The sequence below is a fragment of the Rhizobium sp. A37_96 genome (assembly GCF_053521765.1).
The window spans coordinates 387166-413044 of the sequence record NZ_JBNWDS010000001.1; the positions used below are offsets into that span (position 1 = coordinate 387166).

The window sequence follows — 25879 nt, forward strand, 5'->3', positions numbered from 1 at the left end:
AGCGGGAGCAAATGGTCGATGGTCCCAAGACGATCACTCCGCCGGCAATCCGTGCGTCACGCGGAACATGGTGCGATCCTGCGCACGCTTTTCCGGCCTGTGACGCGTCAACGCCAGGATGAAGCCGGCAGTTACGCAGATCGCGGTCATCGACGAGCCGCCGTAGGAAATGAGCGGCAGCGTCATGCCCTTTGCCGGCAGCAGCTGCAGGTTCACGCCGATGTTGATGATCGACTGGATGCCGATCTGCAGCACGAGGCCGGCGACGGCAAAGCGGTTGAAATCGTTCTTTTCCTTGTAGGCATGCGACAGGCCGCGCAGCACGAGGAAGGCAAAGATGAGCACGAGCACCATGCAGAAGATGGCGCCGAATTCCTCAGCCGCGACCGAGAAGATGAAGTCGGTATGGGCGTCCGGAATGATGCGCTTGACGGTGCCTTCGCCGGGACCGACGCCGAACCAGGTGCCGTGAACGATCGCTTCCTTGGCGGTATCGACCTGGAACGTATCGCCCTCGCCCGTCAGGAACTTGTTCACGCGTTGCGCGACGTGATCGAAGACGTAATAGGCGGTGACGAAACCACCGGCGCCAAGACCGCCAAGCACGATGATCCAAAGCCAGGGCATGCCGGCCATGAAGAACATGCCACCCCAGACGGCGGTGGTCAGGATCGTCTGGCCAAGGTCGGGCTGCGCGACGAGCAACGCCACGACGATGCCGAAGAGGATGATGGCGAAGAGATTGCCCGGGATTTCCGGCTGGCGTGCATGTTCGGAAAACAGCCAGGCGCAGACGACGACGAAGGCGGGCTTCATGAATTCCGAAGGCTGAATGGACAAGGACGCGATGTTGACCCAGCGCCGGGAGCCCTTGACTTCGACGCCGAAGAAGAGCGCGAACAGCATCATCGCCAGCGCCACGATCAGCAGGATGACCGCCGTCCGCCTCACCTGTCTGGGCGTCATGAAGGAAATGCCGATCATCGTCGCGATCGCCGGGACGAGGAACAGCGCATGGCGCTTGACGAAGTGGAACGGCTCAAGCCCGATGCGTTCCGCAACAGCAGGCGACGCCGCAAAGGAAAGCATGAAACCGATGCCGATCAACAGGATGAAAAGGGCGAGAAACACGCGGTCGATGGTCCAGAACCACTCGGCCAAGGCCCCACGTTCAACGCGGCTTACCATATCATTTGCCTCCAGCTGCTGAACCGATCAGCATGGTGACGCCATCGATCGCAGCTACATGGCTGACGAAGGCGTCGCCCCTGACCTCGAAATTCTTATACTGATCGAAGCTTGCGCAAGCCGGTGACAACATCACGGCCGCGGCCTCATGTTCGTCGCCGTCCGCATCGGCGGCAGCATGCGCGACGGCGCGCTCCAGCGTGCCGGAAATTTCGTACGGCACCCGGTCGCCGAGCGTCGCGGCAAAGGCCGGAGCGGCCTCGCCGATCAGATAGGCCTTGGTTATGCGCGAAAAGAGCGGCGCCAGGCTGGTGATACCGCCCTCTTTCGGCAGGCCGCCGGCGATCCAGTAGATATTCTCGTAGCTCGAAAGCGCGGGCGCCGCCGCATCCGCATTGGTCGCCTTGGAATCGTTGACGAAGACGACCCGGCCGCGTCTTCCGACAGGCTGCATGCGATGCTTGAGGCCGGGGAAGGATGTCAACCCGGCCCGAATCTCGTCGGCGGAGACACCGACCGCCAGGCAGGCGGCAATTGCCGCCGCGGCGTTCTGTGCGTTGTGGCCACCGCGCAAGGTCTGGATACCGTCGAGATCGGCAATCTCGCTTGCGGCCCCGCTCGATGCCTGCATGATGCGGCTGCCCTCTGCGTAAAGGCCATCAGCCAGCGCATGCCGGCGCGATATTCTTGTGACCTTGCCGCCCGCCCGCTCGATGCGGTCGGCGATCAGCGAAGAATAGCTGTCGTCGACACCCACCACGGCAACGCCGCTGCCCGCGACGAGCCGCTCCTTGATATCGGCATAGTGCTGCATCGTGCCATGCCGATCGAGATGGTCGGGCGTCAGGTTCAGCAAGATACCGGCCGAAGGATTGAGCGTCGGTGCCAGGTCGATCTGATAGGAGGAGCATTCGACGACATAAAAGCGCCCTGCCTTCGGCGGATCGAGCGTCAGCACGGCCGTACCGATATTGCCGCCGAGCTGCGTATCGCGCGCGCTCGATTGCAGGATATGGGCGATCAAAGCCGTCGTCGTCGATTTGCCGTTCGTTCCGGTAATGGCGATGAAGGGGCAATCCGGCGCATGTGCCCGCCGCTCCCGCACGAAAAGCTCGATATCGCCAATAACCTCGACGCCGGCGGCGCGAGCGAGATCGACGGTCCAATGCGGTTTCGGGTGGGTCAACGGCACACCGGGCGACAGGACGAAGACCGACAGGCTGTTCCAGTCGATCGTCCTGAGATCGGCGACCGCCATTCCCTCCGCAGCCGCCTTGGCCACGCTGTCCGGATTGTCGTCCCAGGCCGTGACCTCGGCGCCACCGGCAACGAGTGCGCGCGCCGTGGCAAATCCCGAGCCTCCAAGGCCGAAGAGAGCGACCTTTTTTCCGTTCAGCGTGGTGACGGGGATCATTTCTGCCTCACCGCAGCTTCAGGGTGGACAGACCGACCATCGCCAGGATGACGGCGACGATCCAGAAACGCACGACGACCTGGCTTTCCGTCCAGCCCTTCTTTTCGAAGTGATGGTGGATGGGCGCCATCAGGAAGACACGGCGCTTGGTCATCTTGAAGAAGCCGACCTGGATGATGACCGAGAGCGCCTCGAGCACAAAGAGACCACCGATGATCGCCATGACGATCTCGTGCTTGGTGGCAACCGCGACCGAGCCGATCATGCCCCCAAGCGCCAGCGAGCCCGTATCGCCCATGAAGATAGCTGCCGGTGGCGCATTGAACCAGAGGAAGCCGAGACCGGCACCGATGACCGCGCCGAGGACGACGGCGAGTTCACCCGTGCCGGGCACGAAATTGATCGCCAGATAGTCGGCGAAAACGAAGTTGCCGGCCAGATAGGAGATGACGCCGAAGGAGGCCGCGGCGATCATCACAGGCACGATGGCAAGCCCGTCGAGACCGTCGGTCAGATTGACGGCATTGCCGGCGGCGACGATGACGAAGGCACCGAACAGCACGAAGAACATGCCGAGATTGAGCAGCAGGCTCTTGAAGAACGGGAAGGCGACCGACGAGCCGAAGGTGGAGCCGGCCGGACCGGAGGCGAGCGCCGTGGTCATCATGAAGTAGACGGCGATAGCGGCGATGACGAATTCAATGCCGAGACGAGCGCGGCCGGAAAAGCCCTTGTCGCTCTGCTTCGTCACCTTGAGATAGTCGTCATAGAAGCCGATAGCGCCGAATCCGAGCGTCACCAGCAGCGTGGCGACGACGTAGACATTGGCAAGATCCGCCCAAAGCAGGGACGAAACGACGATGCCGGCAAGGATCATCAGGCCACCCATGGTCGGGGTGCCGGCCTTCTTGAAGTGCGTCTGCGGGCCGTCGGCACGGATCGGCTGCCCCTTGCCCTGACGCACGCGCAGGGAGGAGATGATTCGCGGCCCGAAAAGAAAGACGATCAACGCTGACGTGAACAGAGCGCCGCCGGTACGGAACGTGATGTATCTGAACAGATTGAGAAATCTGAAATGAGTAGTGAAAAAATGAACGTGGTCCGACAGTTCGGCAAGCCAGATCAGCATAAGAGCCCTTTCTAAAGCCCCTGATGGGTGTGAGGGCCCGTGTCGGAAAATGCGGGAAACTTGTCAAGCAAGCCCGCAACGATCTTTCCAAACCCCATCCCCAGCGACGATTTCACCATCAACACGTCGCCGGGGGCGACAGAATTGAGCGCGAATTCCGAGAGTTCCTCCGTCGTCTCCCGATATTCGACATGAACACTTTCCGGCAGCTCATCCCTCAAAGCCGCCATCTCCGGACCCGCCAGCCAGACATGCTCTATGCCGGCCGCAAGCAGCGGCCCGGCAAGATTTGCATGCACGCGCTGGGCATAATCCCCCATTTCCAACATGTCGCCGAGCACGGCGATCCGCCGGCCCGTCCGTCCGCCCGGTCCCTCATGCGGCGACGTGGTCGCCAGCAGCGCGATAGCCGCGCGCATGGATGCGGGATTGGCGTTGTAACTCTCGTCGATCAGCGTGAAATAGCCGCTGCCGACCGCGCGCTTGTGGCGTTGTCCCCTGCCCTTTTCCGGCTGAAGATCCGCCAGGGCGTCGATGGCGCTGTCGAGATCGGCCTCCAGGAGCATGACCGCGCCAAGCACGGCAAGCGCGTTTTCGGCGATATGGCGGCCCGGCGCGCCGAGCGCCACTTCCATGGTCTCGCCGCCGATCGTCAGCCAAAGCGTCGAATTCTCCTCAGAAGCGTTGAATTCCGCGAGACGCACGTCCGCCTTCGCATGCTGGCCGAAGCTATGCACATGCTCGATACCGGCCGCGACGGCAGCCTGCTCCAGCATCTCGAACTGGTCGTTGTCATGATTGAGAATGGCATGACCGCCCGGCACGACGCCCTCGAAAATTTCCGCTTTCGCGGCGGCGATTTCACCGATGCTGTTGAAGTTGCCGAGATGGGCCGGCGCGATCGTGGTGATGATCGCCACATGCGGCTGTACCATTTTGACGAGCGGGCGAATTTCCCCGGGATGGTTCATGCCGATTTCGAAAATCCCGAAATCGGTATCTTCCGGCATCCGCGCCAGAGTAAGCGGAACGCCCCAATGATTGTTGAAGGAAGCAACGGATGCATGCACCTTGCCCGACGGGGTGAGCGCCCGGCGCAACATCTCCTTCGTGGTCGTCTTGCCGACCGAACCCGTCACGGCGACGATCTTCGCCTGGCTACGCTTGCGCGCGGCAACGCCAAGCCGCGCAAGCGCCGCCAATACGTCGTCCACGACGACCTTCGGCACGGTGAGGCTGCCCATCGCCGGCAGACGCGCCTCGCTGATCACGATGAACGCGGCGCCGTTCGCCATGGCCAGATTGGCATAGTCGTGCCCATCGACGCGATCGCCCTTGATGGCAAAGAAAGCCTCGCCCGGCTTGATGGAGCGACTGTCTATGGAAATGCCCGTAATGCCCGCGGGCAGCGATCCGACGAAGCGGCCCGAGATAGCGGCGATCAGATCCTCAGAAGTCCATAGCCAGTTCAAGACGTCAAACCCTCCAGTGCTTTGCGCAATTCGGCATGATCGGAGAACGGCAGCGTGACTCCGCCGATCGTCTGACCTTCCTCGTGGCCCTTCCCCGCGACGATCAGCGTGTCGCCGGATTTCAGCAGCCCGACTGCGTTACGGATCGCTTCGGCCCGATCGCCGATCTCCGTCGCGCAGGCAGCAGCCGCCATGATCTCCGAACGGATCGCCGCCGGATCTTCCGAGCGCGGATTGTCGTCGGTGACGATGACGACATCGGCCAACCGGCAGGCTATTTCACCCATGATCGGACGTTTGCCGCGATCGCGATCCCCACCGCAGCCAAAGACGACAACCACGCGGCCCGTCGTGAACGGACGGACGGAATTCAGAACATTTTCAAGCGCATCCGGCTTATGGGCATAGTCGACATAAGCAAGCGCGCCGTCATGCGTGTGGCCGACGAGCTCGAGCCGGCCCGATGCGCCGATGAGTTTCTCAAGGGCCGCCATGGCAACCGGTGCCGCAACGCCCGTAGAAATGGCCAGACCGGCCGCCACGAGCGCATTGGCGATCTGGAAATCGCCGGCCAGCGGAATGTGAACCTCGAAGATGTCGCCGCCGATATGGACCTCGGCGATCTGCTTGTGGCGAAAATGTTCGACGCGCTTCAGCGTCAGGAAGCTGCCCTTGCGCCCGACGGTGCGGACATCCTGCCCGGCATCGCGGGCGGCGGCAATTGCCTGAGCCGACCAGGCATCGTCGGCGAAAATGGCGGCCGGAGAGCCCTTCGGCAGTAGATCCCGGAACAGCCGCATCTTGGCGGCCATGTAATCCTCGACCGTCGGATGATAGTCCATGTGGTCGCGGCCGAGATTGGTAAAGGCGGCGGCGGCAAGCCTGACGCCGTCGAGCCGGAATTGATCGAGACCGTGGCTGGATGCTTCCATCGCCGCGTGCGTGACGCCTTCCTCGGCGAGTTCGGCAAGCAGCTCGTGCAGCGACACCGGATCGGGCGTCGTCAGCGCACCATACTCGTTGCGGGTCGGCGAAACGACGCCGGTCGTGCCGATCATGGCCGCCGGATGGCCGGCGTGAGCCCAGATCTGCCGGGTAAAGGAAGCCACCGAAGTCTTGCCGGCTGTCCCCGTCACGGCCACCATCGTTTCCGGCTGCCGTCCGAAAAACCGCGAAGCGGCGATGGAGAGAAACCGGCGCGGCTCTGAAACCTGCAGCACGGGCACACTGCCGGCGTCGGCCTGATGACCGGCAACCACGACGGAGGCCCCGCGCGATACGGCATCTGCGATAAAACTCGCTCCGTCAGCCTTCGTGCCGGCCACGGCAACAAACGCCATGCCGGGCGAAACCTTGCGGCTGTCGGCGGAGATCCCGCTTATTTCAAGCTCGCCGAGCGCACCGTCAATTTGTGTGTTGAGTTCCGGAAATACATTTCCGGCAATATCCCGCAAGTTCATCGAATGTACTTTTCGCCTTCTCGATCAGTCCGCCCCTCGCGAATCGACGTGTGTATTCTTTCACGCTTAATAAGACACCAGCAAGGCCGAGTTGCCGTTTCCAAAACTTGGCTGAATGCCGAGGATAGGCGCCGCCCGGGCGATGATGTCGCGTGCAATCGGTGCTGCCGTATAGGCCGAGATCGTGCCGCCATGTTCACCGGTCTTCGGCTCGTCACAGAAGGTCATGATGATGTATTGCGGATTGTCGATCGGGAACACGGCCATGAAGGTGTTGAAGTTCAGCGTGTGCGAATAGCGGCCGTTGACGACCTTGTCGGCCGTGCCGGTCTTGCTGCCGACGTCGTAGCCCGGTACGCGGGCGGCGCGGCCCGAACCCTTCGAACCGTTGAAGTCGAGCAGGAAACGCACATCGTCGCTCGTGCTCTTCTTGATGACGAGCTTGGCGATGTCATCCGCCTCGTCGCGGGTGCGCGGCAGGAAGGTCGGCTCGATCAGCTTGCCCCCGTTGACCAGCGCAGCACCGGCAACCGCCGTCTGCAACGGTGTCGTCGAGACGCCGTGGCCGAAGGAGATCGTGATCGAGTTGATCTTCTTCCATACGCGCGGCTGCGACGGCATCTTCACTTCCGGCAGCTCGGTCTGCATCTTGCTGAGCAGTCCGATGCGGGTAAGGAATTCCTTGTGCCCGTCGATACCGACGAGGTCGGCGATCTTCGCCGTGCCGATGTTCGACGAATACTGGAAGATTTCCGGAACGGTCAGCACGCGACGCTGGCCGTGGAAGTCGTGAATGGTGAAGCCACCGATACGGATCGGATTGGTGGCATCGAAGGCATCGCGCAGCGAGACCTTGCCGGAATCGAGCGCCATCGCCATCGTGAAGGTCTTGAAGGTCGATCCCATTTCGAACGTGCCGTTCGTCATGCGATTGAGCCATCCCTCGGCAGCGCCATCGTTCGGATAGTTCGGATCGAAATCGGGCGCGGACGCCATGGCCACCACTTCGCCCGTGTGCACGTTCAGCACGGCCGCACCGGCGCCCTTGGCCTGGAAATTCTTGACGGCGTTGACGACGGCGTCATGGACGATGTCCTGCACCCGCAGATCGACCGACAGCTTCACCGGCTGCAGCGGCTGGTCGTTGGTCATGCCGGCGGCGGCAAGATCGGCGAGCCCCAGGTCGTCGATGTATTTCTCCATGCCGGCAACGCCGCGATTGTCGATGTTGACGTAGCCGAGAATATGGGCGGCGGTGGAACCGCCCGGATAGAAGCGGCGCTTTTCGGGACGGAAGCCGATACCGGGAATGCCGAGCGCCAGGATCTGGCTCTGCTGCTTCGGCGTCAGCTGCCGACGCAGCCAGGCGAAATGCGAGGACTTCGTCGAGAGCTTCTTGTAGGTGGATTTGGCGTCGAGATCCGGCAGGACCTTGCGCAGCTCCTCGACGGCCTCGTCCGCATCGATGATCTTGTTCGGCTCGGCAAACAGCGAGACAGTGCGGATATCGGTGGCGAGAAGAGCGCCATTGCGGTCGATGATGTCCGGACGCGAGGCCATCAGGCGATCCGGCGGCAGAATGCTTGAAGTCATCTCCGGCAGCGTCATGGCGAACTGGGCAAGGCGGCCGCCGATCACGCAGTAGACGGCGACGAAGCTCGCGACCAGCAGCACGACACGGCTTTTTGCCTGATTGGACTTGCGCTTGCGCGCGCCCTCGAAGATCGAGCGCGCGAACCCGTCGCTCGGGCGATTGTTGCCGTCGGTCGCGAAGTGCGCCTTGCTCTTCAGGACCATGATACGAGAAAGAAAAGACATTATTCCGCCACCGATCCCGTTGCCATGTTGTCGACATCCGGCTTCTTGCGCTTGGCAAGGGCGGGCGATTTCGGTCGCGGCGCGGGAGCTGCGGCCACATCCGCAATGGCCTTCCTGATCTCCGCGTCCGTGGTGTCGCCATTCTTCGAGGCCACGGCTGCATTGACCTTGGCGCCGGTCGCCTTGCCGCTCTTCGGGTCGTTCGATGCCGTCACGGTCGGCGGAGGAAGCTGCGAGCGCAGCATCGGCAGCTCGCTGGGCTGAACGATCGAAGTCGACAGCGTCGGCTGCAGCTGCAGTTCGCTGCTGTAGTTGTTGACGAGACGCTCGAGACGGTTCGGCTGAGAGACCAGCGCCCAGTCCGCCTTGAGAAGCTCGATCGTATCCTTTTCAAGCTTGATTTCAGATTCGAGGCGATGAACCTCTTCCAGCTTCAGCTCGGCACGATGCTTGATCGTATAGGTCACGCTGGCCGTAGCCGTCATGACGCCAATCAGCACGATGTCAAAAGTCCTCAGCATTTCAACCCCCGAGCTTTCCGAGACTTGCAAGACTGGGCAGATCGAAGATCGAAAGATCTGCCGCCTCTGCCGGAGCCGAAGTGCGTGCCCCCGCACGCAGCTTGGCCGAACGAGCGCGCGGATTGGCTTCCGCCTCGGCGTCGCTCGCAGAAATCATCGACTTGCCGACCGGCTCGAAGGTGGCCGACCGCTCATTCACGATAGGCATATGACGCGACCCGGCGGCGCGGCCGGAGCGGTCCGCGAAGAACTTCTTGACGATCCTGTCTTCCAGCGAATGAAAGGTCACGACTACAAGGCGCCCGCCCGGCCTGAGCGCGCGCTCGGCAGCAAACAGCGCCTGAGCCAGCTCGCCGAGCTCGTCATTGACGAAAATGCGCAGGGCCTGAAAGACCCGCGTCGCGGGATGAATCTTGTCCTTGGCTTTGCGCGGCGTGACGAGCTCGATCAGGCCGGCAAGGTCGCGCGTGGTGACAAAAGGCGCCTCGGCGCGCCGCTTCTCGATGGCGTGCGCGATGCGCGGCGCCTGCTTTTCTTCCCCCAGGAAGACAAAGATGCGGATGAGATCGGCCAGCTTGGCACGGTTGACGACATCCGCAGCCGACACGCCGCTGGCGGACATGCGCATATCGAGCGGGCCGTTCTTGCTGAACGAGAAACCGCGCTCCGCCTCGTCGATCTGCATCGAGGAAACGCCGATATCAAGGACGACACCATCGAGGCCACCCGCCGGAGCATGATCGGCCAGCTGGGAAAACTGCGACTGAATGAGATTGAGGCGCCCGGCATGGGCGGAAACGAGCGCCTGCCCCGCCGCGATTGCCGTCGGATCGCGATCGAGCGCGATCACGTCGGCGCCGCCGGCGAGGATGGCCGACGTGTAGCCGCCAGCCCCGAACGTACCATCGAGAATGATCTTGCCGGGCGCGGGAGCCAGCGCCTCGATCACCTCGGCAAGAAGAACCGGAATGTGACGAACTGGTCCGCCACCGGCATCAGAAGAACCTCCGCCCGAATTCGCCGCCATTCCGTTTCCCCGCTCTATTCCGAGCGCCTGCCCGCCAGCCTGCGCTCCTCTCGTGCCTGCGCCTGCAAGGCCAGGAAGGCCTCCGGTCGCCATAATTGAAAATGATCCGCCCGACCGACGAAGGTCACTTCGCCTGCAATTCCGGTGAAGTCGCGGATGAAATCCGTGACCATCAGCCGCCCTTCCGCATCGAGCCTCATAAAGACCCCGCCCCCGTGAATGAGGAGCGACATCTGATTCGCCACCGGCGAAAACTGATCGTCCGCCGCAATCTGCCGCTCGAATCGATCGAGCAGATCGAGACCGCCGACGCTGATCGCCGGAAACACAAAATCCTGGAAGCAGTACAGCTCCTGGATATTGCGCTCGGCCAGCACGGAACGAAACGCCGCAGGCACGGAAACCCGTCCCTTGGCATCGATCCGGTTGGTCGCATTTGACAGGAAGCGGTTCATGACGCGAAACACCCGTCCCCCATGATCCGCAAGCAACGACACGCTCGCGGGCATAGCCAAAATCGGACACAGCTTCGCAAGCCGAAAGAGCCAACACCCCTTCGACACTTCCAGAACGGAAGCGATCATGGCTTTGCGATGAATGGGCTCTGATTTGCCCGTATGCAGTGTTCTTTTGGGATACCATGGGACCATATGGGCGTCAATGGGATGAAGCCACGTCAGCCATGGCAACAGCTCGAATATTCATAAGCCGTTAAGTTTAACGAAAGGTTAGGATTGGCTTCAGCCGGCGTCCTGAAACGGGTTGTTTTCACAGGCGAAAACCCTCCCCCGGCAAGGCTGCGAACCCTGGAAACCAAGGGTGTCCGGCAGTCCCCGAAATTATTCGCAGGAAGCGGGAAACGCGCGCTTGGTGGAAGCGCGATGATTTGCCAGTTGGCCTGTAAGCCGGGTTCTGTATGGCTCCGGCCGAGGCCGGAACGTGGCAGCCATTCATCTGGGACGCCGCTTGCGCGACGCCTCGTGCAACCCACCCGGATGACCGGCCCGGAAACGGGCTGGAGCGCTTGCGCGCTCCGCGTCATCCCTATTCGGTTTTGCTCCCGGTGGGGTTTTCCGTGCCGCCGCTGTTTCCAGAGGCGCGGTGGGCTCTTACCCCACCCTTTCACCCTTACCCGATCCTGAGATCGGGCGGTTTGCTTTCTGTGGCACTTTCCCTGAGGTTGCCCTCGCCGGACGTTATCCGGCACCGTGTTTCCGTGGAGCCCGGACTTTCCTCACCTCATCGCCTTTCGGCATTGATGAAGCGCGGCTGCCCGGCCAACTGGCACTGGCTCATTAACCGAGACCGCCCGCAATTGCCACCGAAATATGCGGCTTTGTGCGCAGCGGATGTCAGTTGCGGAAATGTGCAGAGAAATCCGTATCGTAGCCCTCGTCCTTGATTCGACCTGAGAGCAGCAGCTCCGCCCCCAGCCGGCCGATTTCATCGGAACTCTTGGCAGCCGTCCCGCAACCGCCCGTGAGAACGGCGATGCGTGGAGAAGAGGTGTAGCCGATCATCGGATAGCCGGTCGGTGAAAAGGAGACGGCGCAGGAATTGGTAAAAGCCGGCGGCCGGCGGACGCCAGGCACGCGCTCATGGAAGATCCGCACCAGATGTTCGCGGGCCTTGTCGCGACCCGCGGTCCGGAACCAGGCACGCAGCTCCGCCTCGCTCCTGAATTGAAGATCATCCGGGTCGCCACCGATCTTGATATAGTGCTTGCCGTCCGGATAGCGGATCGGAGGAAGCATATAGATGCTGTCGGCGCCATCCGGCGTCACCGATATCAGTGAAGGCATGCCGGAAAGCGCCTCGGCTTCCGCCTCGCTGACCTCGAAGAAGGTGACGGTGCGGCCATAAACCTTCATCTCAACCGGTCGCGGCAAGAGATTCTCCGCAATCGAGAAACCGCCGGCGGCCAAGAGGATTTTTTCGGCCCTGAAGGTCTCGCCTTCGGCCGTGGTCACGACCGCCACGCCAGCGTCGTCGCGGATCGATATTGCAGTCTGTTTGATGACGCGCGCACCGGCTTTTTCCGCCAGCAGAGACTGTGCCTTCACCAGCCGGCGCGGACTGATGTGGCCGGCCCCCTGCGGCTCAAACACCCCTTCGCTCCCCGATGCAAAGGAGAAGAAGGGAAACCTTGCCTTGAGCCCGGCATCGTCGAGGATTTCGGTTTGAACGCCGAGCCGCTTGGCCGCTTCGACGACATTGCCGACGTAGGTGGCCTCGCCACCTCGCTTCGGACCGGTGACGAGGCAACCGACCGGCGCATAGAACCGGATGCCGCTATCCCGTTCGATTTCCGCATAGCGGCTGATCGAACGGTTTGCGAGGCGGGCCCAATCCGTGTCCGGATCGATCGTGCGGGTGATGCGCCCTTCGTCGTAATGACTGCCGAACACACCCTGATGGCTGGCGCGATCTTCGGGTTCATCCGGTCCGATGACGGCGATGCCGTCCGTTTTCCCGGCCAGGTGACGGGCAGCGGCCGCCCCCATCATGCCCCGTCCGACCACGATGAACCTGAAATCCGCTGCCATGCTCTAACCCTCGCGCGCAATCGCGGTTTCGATAGCATGGAAAGCGATTCCGCCCTATCCGAAATCCGGAGGTGGGCATCAGTCCAGAAGCGCCAGCACCTTGCCGCAGTAGCGCTTGGAGATCGGGTTCATGCGCGTGGCGCCATGGCCGGCATTGTATTTGAGAATGGTGTTGCAAGTCGGGCCACCGCCGAGATCCTGCGCCATGGCAAGATATTTCATGCCGAACTTGATATTCGTCTCAGGATCGTAAAGCCCCTTGGCCCGGCCGGCATATCCCATCAGCCGCGCGGTTGCCGGCTTGATCTGCATGAGGCCGATCTCGCCTGCGCTACCCCGGGTTTTCGGGTTGAAATTGCTTTCGATCTTGATGACGGCGGTCGCCAGTTCAACGGCAACACCGTTCTGTTTGGCGTATTTGGCGATCAATGCGGAATAGCGACTTTGCTTTGCAGAGGCGGAATCGGCATCAGGCAATTGGGCGGGAACACTGGGCATGGGAAAGCCGGTGGTGCGGCTGACGATCTTGAGCGGAACCGTTTTCTGCGTCGCATCCCGCTGGCCCGCAAAGGCGCAATCATATCCCACCAGCAGCACGCCCACGCATGCTGCAGCCGCAACAATCAAATTTTTCATGTAGTCTTTTGTCTCCAGGCGCGGGACCGCAAACGGCGTCAGCCGTCACGTCCGGCTGGAGGCAAAAAGAGCCGCCGGAGCGCACAGTCCCCATTTAGTCTTCTACGGCCGCGCGACACACAAACACAGACGGCGCGACCGCCGTTCAGCGAGCGCCGTTAGACCAATGCAATGCGGAGATAATAGGGAAAAGATGTGGCGTGGCAGGGAGTTACGCACTTTCCCATCCATAGCCGGCTATAAACACAGGCAGTAAAGTCGGGAGAATTACGAATAGTGAGGCAGCGCGGAGAGGAGGCGATGAAGCGTGTCGATCGTGGAAAAATCGGCAATGCCATCCACCCGCTCCTGGCGGAAATGACGCTGGAAGGCTTCGACGTCGCCCTTCAGCCTTTCCGAAAATTCCCCGGTTATTTCAGTGCCGTAGCCATAGAGCGAGAGCATGGACTGCAATGCCTCGATGGGCTGGCCCACATCGCCCTTCTGGAAGAACCGTCCGCCGGTGATCGGCGCCGGCTCGACCCAATGCCCCACACCTGCCTTAGCCAGCTTTGCCCACGGGAATTTCTCGCCCGGATCCACCTTGCGCACAGGCGCCACATCGGAGTGTCCGAGCACCCGTTCGGGCGCGATTGCCCAGCGTTGGCCGCAATCGCGACACAGTTCCACAACCGCTTCGATTTGTGCATCGGGGAAATCCGGCAGGCCGCCGGGATGGCCGGCATTGGCGATCTCGATGCCGATCGACCGCGAATTGATGTCGTCGTCGCCATGCCAGGAGCTCTTGCCGGCGTGCCAGGCGCGACGCTCTTCCGGAACGAGCTGGACGATGCGCCCGTCCTCGAAGACGAAATAGTGGCTCGATACCTGGCTCTCGGCGCGACAGAGCCAATCCAGGGCTCCCTCGGCCGTGCCCATGCCTGTATAATGCAGAAGGATGATATCAGGCCGACAGCCGTCCCGCCGCTCGCCATGGTTTGGCGAAGGCTGCACATGGGCGCGAGCGAAATCGGCCTTGAATGCACTCATGCTGCGCGGCGTTCTTTCTCGATCTCGGCGTAAGCCGCATTCAGAGCTGCCATGCGTTCATTGGCGATGGCGTGGAACTCCTCCGGCACGCCGCGCGACACGAGGCGATCCGGATGGTTCTCGTAAACGAGGCCATGATACCGGCGGCGTATCGTCGGAAAATCGTCCTGACGCGACACGCCGAGCACCTTGTATGGATCGCCGCCGCCGCTGACATGGCGGGCCATGATCTGCTCGAAGCGCTCCTCGCTCGTATGGAAAATCTCGGCAACATGCTGAAGGAAGGCCATTTCCTTCTCATGGATCAAGCCGTCGGCCTTGGCGATGTGGAACAGGCCGTCAAGCACGTCCTCCAGCACCGGGCAATTCTGCGTGCAGGTCTCGCAAAGCGAGGAAAGCCGCTCCGCATAGGCCTCGTAGCCGGCCACATCCTGGCGCGCCAGATTGTAAAGGCGTGCGACGTTCTTGGCCTGATCGGGCGGGAATTCGAAGATCTCGCGAAACGCATTGACCTCGTTTTCCGTCACCACGCCGTCAGCCTTCGCCATCTTGGCCGAAAGCGCGATGATAGCGACGGAAAATGCCACTTTGCGGCGGGTTTCCGGGTCGCCTTCGAATACAGTGCGAATAGCCTCGACCACCGCCGACAGGGCATTGCCGGCCGTGCTACCGATAGCATTCAGCAATTTTTCCCAAAACGACATCGTGGTCCCGGTGGCTCCAAAACAGTAGAACACCTTGATCAAATTATGGTTGTCATTGCAAGCAGTCCATTCGTCGCAAGGCCGAAAACACTTTTCACAATTTGGTAACGATTGCGTACTTCGGGCCTCATCCGATTGAGCGCCAACCGCCCTCCAGTGGTAAAACAAACCGCGGATTTCTTAAATTCTTTACTTTACACCCATGCCCGCCTGTCGCATCCATTCCCACCGCAACCATTGAAGTAAAGCAGCTTGACTGCAAGGAGGATCCCCATGGCCAAACAGAAAGTCGCAATGCTCACTGCCGGCGGATTGGCGCCCTGCCTTTCGTCCGCTGTCGGCGGCTTGATCCAGCGCTACACCGACGTGGCGCCCGATCTCGACATCATTGCCTATCGTTCTGGCTACCAGGGGGTCCTGCTGGGGGATCGCATCAACGTGACGCCGGCAATGCGCGAGCGGGCCCATCTGCTGCATCGCTACGGCGGCTCGCCGATCGGCAACAGCCGCGTCAAGCTCACCAACATCGCCGACTGCGTCAAGCGCGGCCTGGTCAAGGAAGGTGAAAATCCGCTGCGCGTCGCGGCCGAGCGGTTGGCCTCCGACGGCGTCACCATCCTTCACACGATCGGCGGCGACGACACCAATACGACGGCGGCCGATCTTGCCGCCTATCTGGGCGCCAACGGCTACGACCTGACCGTCGTCGGCCTGCCGAAGACCGTCGACAACGACGTCGTGCCGATCCGCCAGTCGCTCGGCGCCTGGACGGCTGCCGAGGTCGGGGCGCACTTCTTCGATAACGTCAGCAACGAGCAGACCGCGGCACCTCGCACGCTCGTCATCCATGAGGTGATGGGCCGCCACTGTGGCTGGCTGACGGCCGCGACCGCCCGCGCCTATATTCAGAAGAGCAGCGCCAACGAATATGTCGAAGGCTTTATGATGAACGCCGAGATGAAGGGCATCGACGGCCTCTATCTGCCGGAAATGGCCTTCGATATCGAAGCCGAGGGCGACCGGCTGCGGGCGATCATGGAAAAGACCGGCCAGGTGACGCTCTTCGTATCGGAAGGGGCAGGCCTGGACGCCATCGTCGCCGAACGCGAAGCCGCCGGCGAAAGCGTGAAGCGCGATGCCTTCGGCCATGTGAAGATCGACACCATCAATGTTGGCGGCTGGTTCCAGAAGCAGTTCGCCTCGATCATCGGTGCCGAACGCTCCATGGTGCAGAAGTCGGGCTATTTCGCACGCTCCGCGCCGGCGAACGGCCAGGATCTCCACCTGATCCAGGGAATGGTCGATCTCGCGGTGGAAAGCGCGCTCAACAAGGTATCCGGCGTTACCGGACATGACGAAGGCCAGGCAGGCAAGCTGCGCGCCATCGAATTCCCCCGCATCAAGGGCGGCAAGGCATTCGATCTCTCCACGCCGTGGTTCGCCGAGGTCATGGACCATATCGGGCAGAAATACACGCAAGCCTGATTGATTGGCGATCTGCCGGACTGATCTGCGATCAAGCGGCCTGATCTGCGATCAAGCGGATTGACGGATCGCAAATCCGATGTCTTTGCTGGCGGCGAAAAGGAATAGGGAGGATTCCATGTCGATCGAAACCTGGCTCGCTTTCGCCGCCGCATCCTGCATAATGCTGGCCATACCGGGTCCGACCATCCTCCTTGTCATATCCTATGCGCTGGGCCACGGCCGCAAGACGGCACTGGCAACCGTGACGGGCGTCACTTTGGGCGATTTTACGGCGATGACCGCCTCGCTTGCCGGCCTGGGCGCCCTCCTCGCCACCTCGGCGACGTTGTTCACGATTCTTAAGCTGATCGGTGCAGCCTACCTCGTTTTCCTCGGAATCAAGCTCTGGAGAGCCCCCATCGTGACGGGTCCGATGGGCGACAACGATAATCTCCCAGAGGAAAAACCGTTAAAAATTATGTTACACGCCTATGTTGTAACGGCCCTCAACCCGAAGAGCATCGTCTTTTTCGTTGCCTTCGTGCCGCAGTTTCTCGACCTGTCGAAGCCATTTCTTGAGCAAACGCTTATTTTGGAGGCAACTTTCCTGACTTTGGCGGCATTGAACTCGCTGGTTTACGTGTTCGTTGCCGACATGGCACGCGGCTTCATTCGCAAGGCAAGCGTGCAACGCGCCGTCAACAGAACGGGCGGAACCCTGTTGATCGCGGCCGGTGCAGTGACCGCCGGATATCGCCGGATGGCCGCCTGAGACGGTGCAGGGTTGCAGCGCGATCACGGATAGGTTAATGGGGATTCATAATTTTATCGATCCTGTGACCGAATTTGGCGGTCCTGTGGCCGAATTGCATCGAAAATAGGTTTGGCTTTTCGAAAGTGACAGAATGGTAGCGATCGGATTTCCCAGCCTGAAGCGCAGCGTTGCCCTATCGGCAATGATGTGCAGCGCTCTTGCCGGGTGTGCGAGCACTCAGCAGCAGACGTCTCAGGCAGAACTCCCGTCGGCACACACCAACGTGCCGCATCCGAATACGACCCTGACCGCGACTGGCGTTGCCGCGTCTACGGGTGGCGTTGCAACGGTTGCCGCCGCGCCGGCATTCATCGGGCCGCGGCAGCCGCAACAACAGATGGCAATGGCAAAATCCGGCCGCGTTGCCCCAGGTGCGGTCAACACCGTCGCCGGCACCGTAAATCAGCAACAGGTCGATGCCGCGCAGGCTCGCTTGGGCGCTCCGGTTACTGTTGCGGCGAATGTCCCCAATCAGGGAACCGCCGCAATTGCCGCAGCAACGGGCGTACCTGCCGCCAATACGTCGACAGCTGCAGCCTATGCGGCATCCGACGTGCCGCTCGTGCCTTCCGTGGTCGCGATCCCCATCCCCAACCCGGCGCGTCCCGGCGATGCCGCCTTGACGCCGGTTTCGGCCTCCTTGGCTCAAGGCGAACCGACCATTCCGATGACGTCGGATGTCGCCGCCATTCAGGTTGCCGTACCCACGCCGCGTCCCGATTCCATGGCGCAGGCGGAAGTCGCCTTCGCCGCGCCCGCGCAGATCGGCCTTCAGCGCTATGCGGACAACCGCATGCACTATGATTTCAATTTCGATAGCAGTGGTCCGACGGTCGTTCCGGCAGTGATGACGACTACACCGAACTATGATTCCGACGTTCCGCCGGCGGAAAAGGGCTACGTATCGAAGCTCATCCAGAAATACGCCAAGCTCTATGAAATCCCGGAATCATTGATCCATCGGGTCGTTCATCGTGAAAGCCGCTACAATCCGAAGGCTTACAACCGCGCGGGCTATTTCGGCCTGATGCAGATCAAATACAATACGGCCAAGTCCATGGGTTACGAAGGGCCTCCGTCCGGCCTTCTCGATGCGGAGACCAACATCAAGTACGCCGCCAAATATCTGCGTGGCGCATGGATGACGGCAGACAGCAAGGCAGCCGAGAACAAGGAAGCCAACGCTGTTCAGCTCTATGCCCGTGGCTACTATTACGACGCCAAGCGCAAGGGTCTGACCGACGTCGCCAACGGCAATTACTGATTTACCGAACCATTCTGAAATGCCGGCCTGAAGCGCATCGCGATCTCACAAGATTTGCTTGCTTCGCTTCAGGCTTTTTCATTTCGCGTGCCACCGTCGAAAACCGCAGCATATCTTTGTGCGAAACAGGTTAGTTCGAGGGCGGCTTTATCACATCCATGATCCGCTTCACCAGGATTTGCGGCCGATAGTCGGCCCAGGCCGGCGTCAGCCCCATCCGCACGACGACGAGATTGGCGGATGGAACGATGGCGACCGTTTGGCCGTCGTGACCGGTCATCCAGAACGTATCCGCAGGCAGGCCGAATTGCGCATTCGAGCCGCCGGGACCTGCGAGCCAGGCCTGAACCTGTGAGTAAACGCCTTCGGAAGCCTTCGTCGGGGTGCGCATGGCGCCGACGAACCCTTCCGGCAGCAGCCGATGCCCGTTCCAGACCCCGTCCTGAAGCAGAAACTGACCGAAACGCGCCCAGTCGCGAGCAGTCGCGTAAAGATAGGAGCTGCCGACGAAGGTTCCGCGCTCGTCAGCCTCGAAAACGGCGCTGTACATGCCGAGCGGCCCGAAGAGCGCCTCGCGCGGATAGGAGATGGCGGCACTCAGATTGGGCAGCCGGTTCATCCAGAGGCGCGACAGCAGAGTGGCGGTGCCGCTGGAATAGCTGAAGCGATCACCGGGCGCCGCCACCTGACGCGAATTGGCAGCGATGCTGGTCGTATCCGGGTCGAGATAGAGCATGCGCGTCACGTCCGAGACGTTGCCATAGGACTCGTTGAAGGCAAGGCCGCTTTCCATGGCAAGCAGGTCGCTGAGCTTGATATTCTTGCGTTCGTCCGTGCTCCATTGCGGCAGCAGATTCTGATCGTCGAAAGACATGCGTCCCGCCAGCATCAGACGACCGATGATGGCGGCGTTCACGGTTTTCGTCATGGACCATCCGACGAGGGGCGTTCCCTTGTTGAAACCATCTCCATAGGCCTCGGCGACGATGCGCCCTTCCTTGACGACGACGATCGCGCGCATCGCAGGCCCGGCCAGATCCGGATTCGATACGACATCGGCGAGCTTCGCGCCCTCCTCGCCTTGCCCGATATTGACGGCATCGCCGTTCGGCCACAGCGCATCGCTTTTCGGCGCCTTGACCCTGTTCAGAAACACGGCACTGCGCGCCGCCTGCAGATCGCCGTCGGGCACGGTCGTGCAACCGAGCGCACCGCGATAAAGCGCATGATTCGGGGCGAACAGCCCAAGGAAGCGGGCCGTGACCACGCCCTCGTCCCGATCGACCGAAACGCGAATGAGCTTCAGCGCCGGATTGCCGGGGGCCTGTACGTCATCATCAAGCACCTCATCCGGATCGCGTTTGGCGACGAAGGCGTTCGAACAAACGATCTTTGCCGCATAGCCATCGCCGACCTTGAGCAGTTCCGGCGGGGAAATGGAAAGCCAGACGGCTCCGCCGGCGACAATGATCAGCAGCAAAACAAGAAGAGCCCCGATCACTCTCGATATCAAACGCATATAACACACCCTCCAAAAGGTACGCGGAGACAATCAGGAAACGCAGCAGGATGAAAGACCTATCATAGCAGCAGCTGCTCAAATATGCGCGGCGATGCATTTCTGCCGGATCCGCCAACAGGCCACGTCATCAGACTGTAGCATTGCCGGGTTACACGCCCTGAACTTCACAAATCGGTGACAAGACTCAGATGACGGAATTCGCTCCGGATGCCGGTCTCCAGAAGAACCGGAAACTCAAGGACGCTCTGCTGCAGCACAAGGCTCTGTCCAAGGCAGGCCTGTCCGAACGCCTGTTCGGCATGCTGTTTTCCGGCCTTGTCTACCCGCAGATCTGGGAGGATCCGGATATCGACATGGAGGCGATGGAGCTTCAGCCGCATCATCGCATCGTCACCATCGGCTCGGGCGGCTGCAACATGCTCGCCTATCTCTCCCGCAATCCTGCCTCCATCGACGTCGTCGATCTCAATCGCCACCATATCGCGCTGAACAAGCTGAAGCTCGCGGCGTTTCGCTTGCTGCCGGGCCACGTTGATCTGGTGCGCTTCTTCGGGACGCCGGGCATTGTCGCCAACAGTCAGGCCTATGACCAATTCATCGCACCGCGCCTCGACACGGCAACCGCCGGCTATTGGGACGGTCGCGACCTTTATGGCCGTCGCCGGATCACCGTCTTTAACCGCAATATCTACAAGACCGGCCTCCTCGGCCGTTTCATCGGTGCCGCCCACGTCCTGGCGCGCCTGCACGGCGTTCGCCTCGACAAGATGACGGAAGCGCGCACCATGCGCGAGCAACGTCAATTCTTCGAAGAGGAAATCGCCCCGATCTTCGACAAGCGGGCCGTTCGCTGGCTGCTCGGCCGGAAGAGTTCGCTCTTCGGCCTCGGCATTCCGCCGCAGCAATATGACGAGCTTGCAAGCCTTGCCGGCGATGATTCCATCTCTGCCGTCTTGCGGCACCGCCTGGAAAAGCTCGCCTGTCACTTCCCGATGCGTGACAACTATTTCGCCTGGCAGGCATTCGCACGCCGCTACGCCGCCCAGCATCAAGGCCCCCTGCCCACCTATCTCAAGCCCGAAAACTATGCCGCGATCCGCGCCAATGCCGACCGCGTCGATGTGCACCACGCCAATTTTACGGAACTCCTCGCCTCCAAGCCGGCAGGCTCGCGCGATCGCTATATCCTCCTCGACGCACAGGATTGGATGACCGACGAGCAGCTCAACGGCCTCTGGGCCGAGATCACCCGCACGGCGCGCGAAGGCGCCCGCGTGATCTTCCGCACGGCGGCGGAAAAGAGCATTATCGAGGGTCGCCTTTCTCCGGCCATTCGCGATCAATGGGTCTATTTCGAAGAGCGCTCGCAGGAGCTTAACGCGCGCGATCGCTCTGCCATCTACGGCGGCTTCCACATCTACGGGAAAAAAGCGTGAGCCAGACGGATACAGGCATGGAAGCCAACGCGACGAGCCATGCCAGGCTGATGGACGGCATGTACCGCTATCAGCGCCACATCTACGATCTGACCCGCAAATACTATCTCTTCGGCCGCGACCGCACCATCGAGCACCTTGATGTGCCCGTCGGCGGCTCGCTGCTGGAAGTGGGCTGCGGCACCGGCCGCAACATGCTGCTCGCCTATCGCCGCTTCCCTTCCGCCCGCCTCTACGGCCTCGATATCTCCCAGGAGATGTTGATCTCGGCGCGCAATAATTTTCGCGGCTTGAAGCAGATGCCGGATTTCCGCGTTGCGGATGCCACCGCCTTTTCTTCGGCCGAATTCGGGATCGGCGGCTTCGATCGCGTCATGATTTCCTACGCGCTTTCGATGATCCCCGACTGGAAAAGCGCGATCGACGCATCGCTCGATGCGGTCGCACCGGGCGGGGAGCTGCACATCGTCGATTTCGGCCAGCAGGAAGGACTACCGGGCTGGTTCGGGGCTTTGCTCAAGGGCTGGCTGAGGAAGTTCCACGTCACGCCGCGCGCCGATCTTCTGACCGTTCTCGAAGACAAGGCTCAAGCACGCGGCATGTCCCTGAAGGCCGAAAGGATCGGACGCGGCTATGCCTGGCGAGCCGTGGTGACCAGGCACGACGGCTGATCGACGCCAGGTTCCAGCGCGAAATCCGGCCTCAGAACGCGACAAGCATAAGAATTTGCTTGAAGATAACGCATTTTTTACGTTGATATGGTGAATAAAGTGGCAAGACCAGCTGGCAACGGTATGGTCTGCCGCTCTTTTGGATTTTCGGGGACCACATTACGGAAGCCAAGTCTTGGGGCAGCAAGATCACTCGCGCCATAACAGGATATCCATGCGCCGGCTTCTGGCATGCCTACTGCCGCTCGCCCTTTTCTTGAATGGCTGCACGACGGGTTATGACGCCCTTTCGACGACGGCCATTCCCAAGACCAGATTCAGCGATTTGAAGCCGCAGGATTTCGGCCGCGATCACCCGCAGCGTCATCCCATCCACGGCATCGACATTTCCAAATGGCAGGGCGATATCGACTGGCAGGCCGTGAAGGGCGCGGGCGTCGCCTTCGTCTTCATCAAGGCGACGGAAGGCAAAGACCGGATCGATCCGCGCTTCACCGAATACTGGAATGAAGCGAGCGCCGCCGGCCTGCTGCATGCGCCCTATCATTTCTTCTATTTTTGCTCCACCGCCGACGAGCAGGCCGATTGGTTCATCCGCAACGTGCCGAAGGATGCCATGGCACTTCCGCCTGTCGTCGACGTCGAATGGAACCCTGGCTCTCCAACCTGCCGCACCAGACCGGACCCCGAAACGGTGCGAACGGAAATCAAGCGGTTCATGGATCGCCTGCAGGCCTATTATGGCAAGCGCCCGATCATCTATACTTCGGTCGACTTCCACCGCGAAAACCTTGTCGGTTACTTCAAGGACTATCAGTTCTGGGTGCGCTCGGTCGCCAAGCATCCCAAGGAGATCTACGCGGATCGCAGCTGGGCCTTCTGGCAATATACGTCCACGGGAATCATCCCCGGCATCAAAGGACCGACGGATATCAATGTTTTCGCCGGCTCCGAGCAGAACTGGCAAAACTGGGTGGCCGCAGTAGAGAAGCAAGGAAATTCTTAAGGCCGACTCCACTTCACTCTTGCTTATGTCACAATCTTCTGTGAAAGCGACCCTATTCTATCACCTAGGAAGGATCGCTCATGGATTGTCACACCATTCGACGCAGCGCTCTTGCGCTGCTCTTCGCTTCAACCATAACAGGTACAGCGATAGCTCAGAGCGCGACTCCAGCCACAGTACCGCCCGCAAGCAGCGCCGCCACTCCGAAAGTAGCCTGCGACGGCGACCTCGCATCCTTCCTGGCCGGTGTGAAAGCCGACGCCATCGCCGATGGTGCGAATGCCGCAGCGGCGGATAAGACCTTTGCCGGCGCGCAGATCGATCCGAAGGTTCTCGCCATGGACCGCAGCCAGGGCGTCTTTCGTCAGACCTTCCTCGAATTCTCGCAGCGCACGGTCAGCCAGGGTCGCCTGGATATCGGCCGCCAGAAGATCAAGCAGTATGCCGACGTCTTCGCCAAGGCCGAGAAGGACTATGGCGTCCCCCCTGGCGTCATCACCGCTTTCTGGGCCATGGAAACCGACTTCGGTGCCGTGCAGGGTAACTTCAACACGCGCAACGCCCTGGTCACTCTCGCCCACGATTGCCGCCGGCCGGAGTTCTTCCGCCCGCGCCTGATCGCGCTGATCGAATTGGTACAGCGTGGCGATGTCGATCCCGCGACTACGACAGGCGCATGGGCCGGCGAAATCGGCCAGACGCAGATGCTCCCGCCCGACATCATTGCCTACGGCACGGATGGCGATGGCGACGGCCACGTTAATTTGAAGACAAGCGCGCCCGATGTCATTTTGACCACGGCGAGATTCCTCCAGCATCTCGGCTTCATACGTGACCAGCCCTGGCTGCAGGAGGTAGCGGTACCGGACAATCTACCATGGGAAAAATCCGGCATCGGCGGTACGCTCACGGCCGGAGACTGGTTCAAGCTCGGCGTCAAGCCACGCGATGGCAATACGAATTTCGCCTCGCTGCCGGCCGCCCTCATCCTGCCGCAGGGCCGCAAAGGCCCGGCTTTCCTGACCTATCCGAACTACAACACCTATCTCGGATGGAATCAGTCGTTCATCTACACGACGTCAGCCGCCTATTTCGCCACGCGTTTCTCCGGCGCTCCTCCCTACAACAAGGGCACGCCTGAGCAGGGCCTGAACGATGTCGACATGAAGGCGCTTCAGACCAAGCTCGTGGCACGCGGCTACGATGTCGGCAAGATCGACGGCATCCTCGGCTCGGGCACGCGCGTTGCCATCCAGAAGGAACAGTTCCGCCTGGGCCTGCCGGCCGATGGCTGGGCGACTTCGGCGTTGCTCAACGCCCTCTGATTTCCTTCTTCTCTCGACCGGAAAAGGCGGCACCAAGCCGCCTTTTTTTGTTTCTGCTCACCACTCGTCTTCACACGAATCCACAATCGCATACCGCCGCAGGAAACGGGTGGAGGAGCAGCCTCTTCCGGTTTAGACAGGCTGAAAGAGGAGAGCATTGCGATGAATGACGAGAACCGAATGAGCGCCTCGACATGGGGGCTGCTTTTGCTGCTGGGGCTGATCTGGGGCGGCTCATTCTTCTTCGCCCGCATCGCCGTTCACCACGTTCCGCCCTTTACCCTCGTCCTCTTGCGCCTGTCGCTCGCGGCCGTGGCGCTGCATCTCTATCTTGCCGGCCGACTCGGGATCTATCAGTCGCTACGGCGCCATTGGCCGCAGTTTCTGTTGCTGGGGCTGATCAACAACGCCGTACCGCATGTGCTGATCTTTTGCGGCCAGACGCAAATGGGCGCCGGCCTCGCATCCATCCTGAACGCGACGACACCGATCTGGACCGTTCTGATCGGCAATCAGCTGACGACCGACGAGCGCCTGACATCCGCCAAGCTGGTCGGCTGTCTCACAGGGCTGCTTGGAACCCTGGTGCTGCTCGGCCCAAGCGTAACCAGCAGCGGTTCGGTTCCTTTTTGGGCGCTATCGCTGCCAATCCTCGCAGCGATCTCCTACGGCTTTGCGGCAATCTATGCCAAGCGCTTCAAAGGCATCGCACCGCCGGTCGTGGCGGCAGGACAGCTGACGGGCTCCTCAATCATCATGTTGCCGGCCGCCCTGATCGTCGATCAACCCTGGACGATTGCCACTCCGCCGCTGACGGCAATTGCCGCCGTTCTCGGCCTGGCGCTGCTTTCGACCGCCTTCGCCTATATCCTCTTTTTTCGCATCATCGAGCTCGCCGGCGCTACCAATGCTTCGCTTGTCACGCTGCTGATACCACCGAGCGCGCTCCTGCTCGGCTTTCTCTTCCTGGATGAGCGGATTGGGCCTGCCGAAATCGCCGGTATGCTGTTGATCGCCGCAGGCTTATTGGTCCTGGATGGAAGGCTCTACGCCTGGCTCAAGGGCGGTTTGCGCCCGAACAGAGCTTGAACTCGTGCAGTTTGTTCACAGCCGAGCCAATCGCGAGCGATTGGAAATTCCAAAGTCAATTCAGGCCTCTATAGCGGAATCGTGAATCAGGACCACAAGAGGCTACCGCATCGCAGCATCGAATGTTCTTTCCAAACGACACATTTTCGACATAAAATTTAACGGCTGACTGAGGAGGAAGACATGGGATTGACACGATCCATCAACGTCCTTGTGGTCGGTGCGGCCTTCGTTTTCGTCGTGACGATGCTTTTCATCTGATGGCCCTGGCGATAACCGCAGACGATCAAACTCCGAAAAGCTAACAAAACCCTGTTCCATTAAAAAAGCGCATGTCCGGT

General features: G+C 61.0%; 22 protein-coding genes and 1 other RNA gene. 8 read left to right on the forward strand and 15 right to left on the reverse strand.

Going from position 1 to position 25879, the window contains the following annotated elements; translation table 11 throughout:
- Positions 1-33: 33 nt before the first annotated feature.
- The 14 genes from ftsW to ACQZ6J_RS01915 all read right to left on the reverse strand — a co-directional run bounded on the left by ftsW (position 34) and on the right by ACQZ6J_RS01915 (position 14944).
- A complete protein-coding gene (gene ftsW, locus ACQZ6J_RS01850) occupies positions 34-1188 on the reverse strand; it encodes a putative lipid II flippase FtsW (RefSeq protein ID WP_112797987.1) in 1155 nt (384 codons plus the stop codon).
- 1 nt (position 1189) lies between these two features.
- Positions 1190-2602 (reverse strand): UDP-N-acetylmuramoyl-L-alanine--D-glutamate ligase, encoded by a 1413-nt coding sequence (murD, locus tag ACQZ6J_RS01855; RefSeq protein WP_449081533.1) that lies wholly within the window; start codon positions 2600-2602, stop codon positions 1190-1192.
- 7 nt (positions 2603-2609) lie between these two features.
- Positions 2610-3731 (reverse strand): phospho-N-acetylmuramoyl-pentapeptide-transferase, encoded by a 1122-nt coding sequence (mraY, locus tag ACQZ6J_RS01860; protein WP_163987711.1) that lies wholly within the window; start codon positions 3729-3731, stop codon positions 2610-2612.
- Between the two features lie 11 nt (positions 3732-3742).
- Positions 3743-5203: a UDP-N-acetylmuramoylalanyl-D-glutamyl-2,6-diaminopimelate--D-alanyl-D-alanine ligase gene (locus ACQZ6J_RS01865; protein WP_449081536.1), complete on the reverse strand. Its 1461-nt coding sequence runs from the start codon at positions 5201-5203 to the stop codon at positions 3743-3745.
- Positions 5200-6663 (reverse strand): UDP-N-acetylmuramoyl-L-alanyl-D-glutamate--2,6-diaminopimelate ligase, encoded by a 1464-nt coding sequence (locus tag ACQZ6J_RS01870; protein WP_449081538.1) that lies wholly within the window; start codon positions 6661-6663, stop codon positions 5200-5202. The genes ACQZ6J_RS01865 and ACQZ6J_RS01870 overlap by 4 nt, the downstream gene beginning before the upstream one ends.
- 66 nt (positions 6664-6729) lie before the next feature.
- Positions 6730-8481, reverse strand: coding sequence for a peptidoglycan D,D-transpeptidase FtsI family protein (locus tag ACQZ6J_RS01875; protein WP_163987714.1), 1752 nt, complete (start codon positions 8479-8481; stop codon positions 6730-6732).
- Positions 8481-9002, reverse strand: a complete 522-nt coding sequence (gene ftsL, locus ACQZ6J_RS01880; RefSeq protein WP_163987715.1) for a cell division protein FtsL — start codon at positions 9000-9002, stop codon at positions 8481-8483. Before ftsL ends, ACQZ6J_RS01875 begins: the two co-directional genes overlap by 1 nt.
- 1 nt (position 9003) lies before the next feature.
- Entirely contained in the window at positions 9004-10029 is a 1026-nt protein-coding gene (gene rsmH, locus ACQZ6J_RS01885; protein WP_449081541.1) for a 16S rRNA (cytosine(1402)-N(4))-methyltransferase RsmH, read from the reverse strand.
- A gap of 14 nt (positions 10030-10043) precedes the next feature.
- Positions 10044-10484, reverse strand: coding sequence for a division/cell wall cluster transcriptional repressor MraZ (gene mraZ / locus ACQZ6J_RS01890; RefSeq protein WP_449082737.1), 441 nt, complete (start codon positions 10482-10484; stop codon positions 10044-10046).
- Positions 10485-10914: 430 nt separating this feature from the next.
- Positions 10915-11314, reverse strand: an RNA gene (gene rnpB / locus ACQZ6J_RS01895) — RNase P RNA component class A.
- Positions 11315-11381: 67 nt separating this feature from the next.
- On the reverse strand, positions 11382-12575 hold the full coding sequence (locus ACQZ6J_RS01900) for an NAD(P)/FAD-dependent oxidoreductase (protein WP_449081543.1): 1194 nt from the start codon (positions 12573-12575) through the stop codon (positions 11382-11384).
- A gap of 78 nt (positions 12576-12653) precedes the next feature.
- Entirely contained in the window at positions 12654-13211 is a 558-nt protein-coding gene (locus ACQZ6J_RS01905) for a lytic transglycosylase domain-containing protein (protein WP_449081545.1), read from the reverse strand.
- 267 nt (positions 13212-13478) lie between these two features.
- The gene (locus ACQZ6J_RS01910) at positions 13479-14240 is read right to left on the reverse strand and encodes an N-acetylmuramoyl-L-alanine amidase (RefSeq protein ID WP_449081547.1); all 762 of its coding nucleotides are present in this window, start codon (positions 14238-14240) and stop codon (positions 13479-13481) included.
- Positions 14237-14944, reverse strand: coding sequence for a J domain-containing protein (locus ACQZ6J_RS01915; protein ID WP_163987720.1), 708 nt, complete (start codon positions 14942-14944; stop codon positions 14237-14239). Before ACQZ6J_RS01915 ends, ACQZ6J_RS01910 begins: the two co-directional genes overlap by 4 nt.
- 273 nt (positions 14945-15217) lie before the next feature.
- On the opposite strand from ACQZ6J_RS01915, the gene ACQZ6J_RS01920 reads away from it, so the two are divergent.
- The 3 genes from ACQZ6J_RS01920 (at position 15218) to ACQZ6J_RS01930 (ending at position 18489) form a co-directional block, all read left to right on the forward strand.
- Complete coding sequence (locus ACQZ6J_RS01920; RefSeq protein WP_163987721.1) at positions 15218-16429, forward strand: pyrophosphate--fructose-6-phosphate 1-phosphotransferase; 1212 nt, start codon at positions 15218-15220, stop codon at positions 16427-16429.
- A 118-nt stretch (positions 16430-16547) separates the two neighbouring features.
- Complete coding sequence (locus ACQZ6J_RS01925; RefSeq protein ID WP_163987722.1) at positions 16548-17183, forward strand: LysE family translocator; 636 nt, start codon at positions 16548-16550, stop codon at positions 17181-17183.
- 133 nt (positions 17184-17316) lie between these two features.
- Complete coding sequence (locus ACQZ6J_RS01930; protein ID WP_449081550.1) at positions 17317-18489, forward strand: transglycosylase SLT domain-containing protein; 1173 nt, start codon at positions 17317-17319, stop codon at positions 18487-18489.
- 130 nt (positions 18490-18619) lie between these two features.
- Here the strand turns inward: ACQZ6J_RS01930 and ACQZ6J_RS01935 are convergent, their stop codons facing one another.
- Positions 18620-20008 (reverse strand): serine hydrolase domain-containing protein, encoded by a 1389-nt coding sequence (locus ACQZ6J_RS01935; RefSeq protein WP_449081552.1) that lies wholly within the window; start codon positions 20006-20008, stop codon positions 18620-18622.
- Between the two features lie 191 nt (positions 20009-20199).
- On the opposite strand from ACQZ6J_RS01935, the gene ACQZ6J_RS01940 reads away from it, so the two are divergent.
- From ACQZ6J_RS01940 to ACQZ6J_RS01960, 5 genes are all read left to right on the forward strand, one after another.
- Positions 20200-21447: a DUF3419 family protein gene (locus ACQZ6J_RS01940; RefSeq protein WP_449081554.1), complete on the forward strand. Its 1248-nt coding sequence runs from the start codon at positions 20200-20202 to the stop codon at positions 21445-21447.
- A gap of 17 nt (positions 21448-21464) precedes the next feature.
- Positions 21465-22118 (forward strand): class I SAM-dependent methyltransferase, encoded by a 654-nt coding sequence (locus ACQZ6J_RS01945; protein ID WP_449082739.1) that lies wholly within the window; start codon positions 21465-21467, stop codon positions 22116-22118.
- Positions 22119-22332: 214 nt separating this feature from the next.
- Positions 22333-23124 carry a glycoside hydrolase family 25 protein gene (locus ACQZ6J_RS01950; protein WP_163987727.1) on the forward strand — a complete coding sequence of 264 codons (792 nt, stop codon included), beginning with the start codon at positions 22333-22335 and terminating at the stop codon, positions 23122-23124.
- An 80-nt stretch (positions 23125-23204) separates the two neighbouring features.
- Positions 23205-24449, forward strand: coding sequence for a lytic murein transglycosylase (locus ACQZ6J_RS01955; protein WP_449081557.1), 1245 nt, complete (start codon positions 23205-23207; stop codon positions 24447-24449).
- A 162-nt stretch (positions 24450-24611) separates the two neighbouring features.
- Positions 24612-25538 carry a DMT family transporter gene (locus tag ACQZ6J_RS01960; protein ID WP_449081559.1) on the forward strand — a complete coding sequence of 309 codons (927 nt, stop codon included), beginning with the start codon at positions 24612-24614 and terminating at the stop codon, positions 25536-25538.
- Positions 25539-25879 lie beyond the last annotated feature (341 nt).

Excerpts from the sequence above, each read along its gene's own strand:
- ACQZ6J_RS01955 (WP_449081557.1), top strand. The coding sequence starts at position 23,205 with ATGGATTGTCACACCATTCGACGCAGCGCTCTTGCGCTGCTCTTCGCT.
- rsmH (WP_449081541.1), bottom strand. The coding sequence starts at position 10,029 with ATGGCGGCGAATTCGGGCGGAGGTTCTTCTGATGCCGGTGGCGGACCA.
- mraY (WP_163987711.1), bottom strand. The coding sequence starts at position 3,731 with ATGCTGATCTGGCTTGCCGAACTGTCGGACCACGTTCATTTTTTCACT.
- ACQZ6J_RS01875 (WP_163987714.1), bottom strand. The coding sequence starts at position 8,481 with ATGTCTTTTCTTTCTCGTATCATGGTCCTGAAGAGCAAGGCGCACTTC.
- ACQZ6J_RS01915 (WP_163987720.1), bottom strand. The coding sequence starts at position 14,944 with ATGTCGTTTTGGGAAAAATTGCTGAATGCTATCGGTAGCACGGCCGGC.
- ACQZ6J_RS01870 (WP_449081538.1), bottom strand. The coding sequence starts at position 6,663 with ATGAACTTGCGGGATATTGCCGGAAATGTATTTCCGGAACTCAACACA.
- ftsL (WP_163987715.1), bottom strand. The coding sequence starts at position 9,002 with ATGCTGAGGACTTTTGACATCGTGCTGATTGGCGTCATGACGGCTACG.
- ACQZ6J_RS01910 (WP_449081547.1), bottom strand. The coding sequence starts at position 14,240 with ATGAGTGCATTCAAGGCCGATTTCGCTCGCGCCCATGTGCAGCCTTCG.
- ACQZ6J_RS01950 (WP_163987727.1), top strand. The coding sequence starts at position 22,333 with ATGCGCCGGCTTCTGGCATGCCTACTGCCGCTCGCCCTTTTCTTGAAT.
- ACQZ6J_RS01900 (WP_449081543.1), bottom strand. The coding sequence starts at position 12,575 with ATGGCAGCGGATTTCAGGTTCATCGTGGTCGGACGGGGCATGATGGGG.
- ACQZ6J_RS01935 (WP_449081552.1), bottom strand. The coding sequence starts at position 20,008 with ATGCGTTTGATATCGAGAGTGATCGGGGCTCTTCTTGTTTTGCTGCTG.
- ACQZ6J_RS01925 (WP_163987722.1), top strand. The coding sequence starts at position 16,548 with ATGTCGATCGAAACCTGGCTCGCTTTCGCCGCCGCATCCTGCATAATG.
- ACQZ6J_RS01945 (WP_449082739.1), top strand. The coding sequence starts at position 21,465 with ATGGAAGCCAACGCGACGAGCCATGCCAGGCTGATGGACGGCATGTAC.
- ftsW (WP_112797987.1), bottom strand. The coding sequence starts at position 1,188 with ATGGTAAGCCGCGTTGAACGTGGGGCCTTGGCCGAGTGGTTCTGGACC.
- ACQZ6J_RS01940 (WP_449081554.1), top strand. The coding sequence starts at position 20,200 with ATGACGGAATTCGCTCCGGATGCCGGTCTCCAGAAGAACCGGAAACTC.
- ACQZ6J_RS01930 (WP_449081550.1), top strand. The coding sequence starts at position 17,317 with ATGGTAGCGATCGGATTTCCCAGCCTGAAGCGCAGCGTTGCCCTATCG.
- murD (WP_449081533.1), bottom strand. The coding sequence starts at position 2,602 with ATGATCCCCGTCACCACGCTGAACGGAAAAAAGGTCGCTCTCTTCGGC.
- ACQZ6J_RS01920 (WP_163987721.1), top strand. The coding sequence starts at position 15,218 with ATGGCCAAACAGAAAGTCGCAATGCTCACTGCCGGCGGATTGGCGCCC.
- mraZ (WP_449082737.1), bottom strand. The coding sequence starts at position 10,484 with ATGAACCGCTTCCTGTCAAATGCGACCAACCGGATCGATGCCAAGGGA.
- ACQZ6J_RS01960 (WP_449081559.1), top strand. The coding sequence starts at position 24,612 with ATGAATGACGAGAACCGAATGAGCGCCTCGACATGGGGGCTGCTTTTG.
- ACQZ6J_RS01905 (WP_449081545.1), bottom strand. The coding sequence starts at position 13,211 with ATGAAAAATTTGATTGTTGCGGCTGCAGCATGCGTGGGCGTGCTGCTG.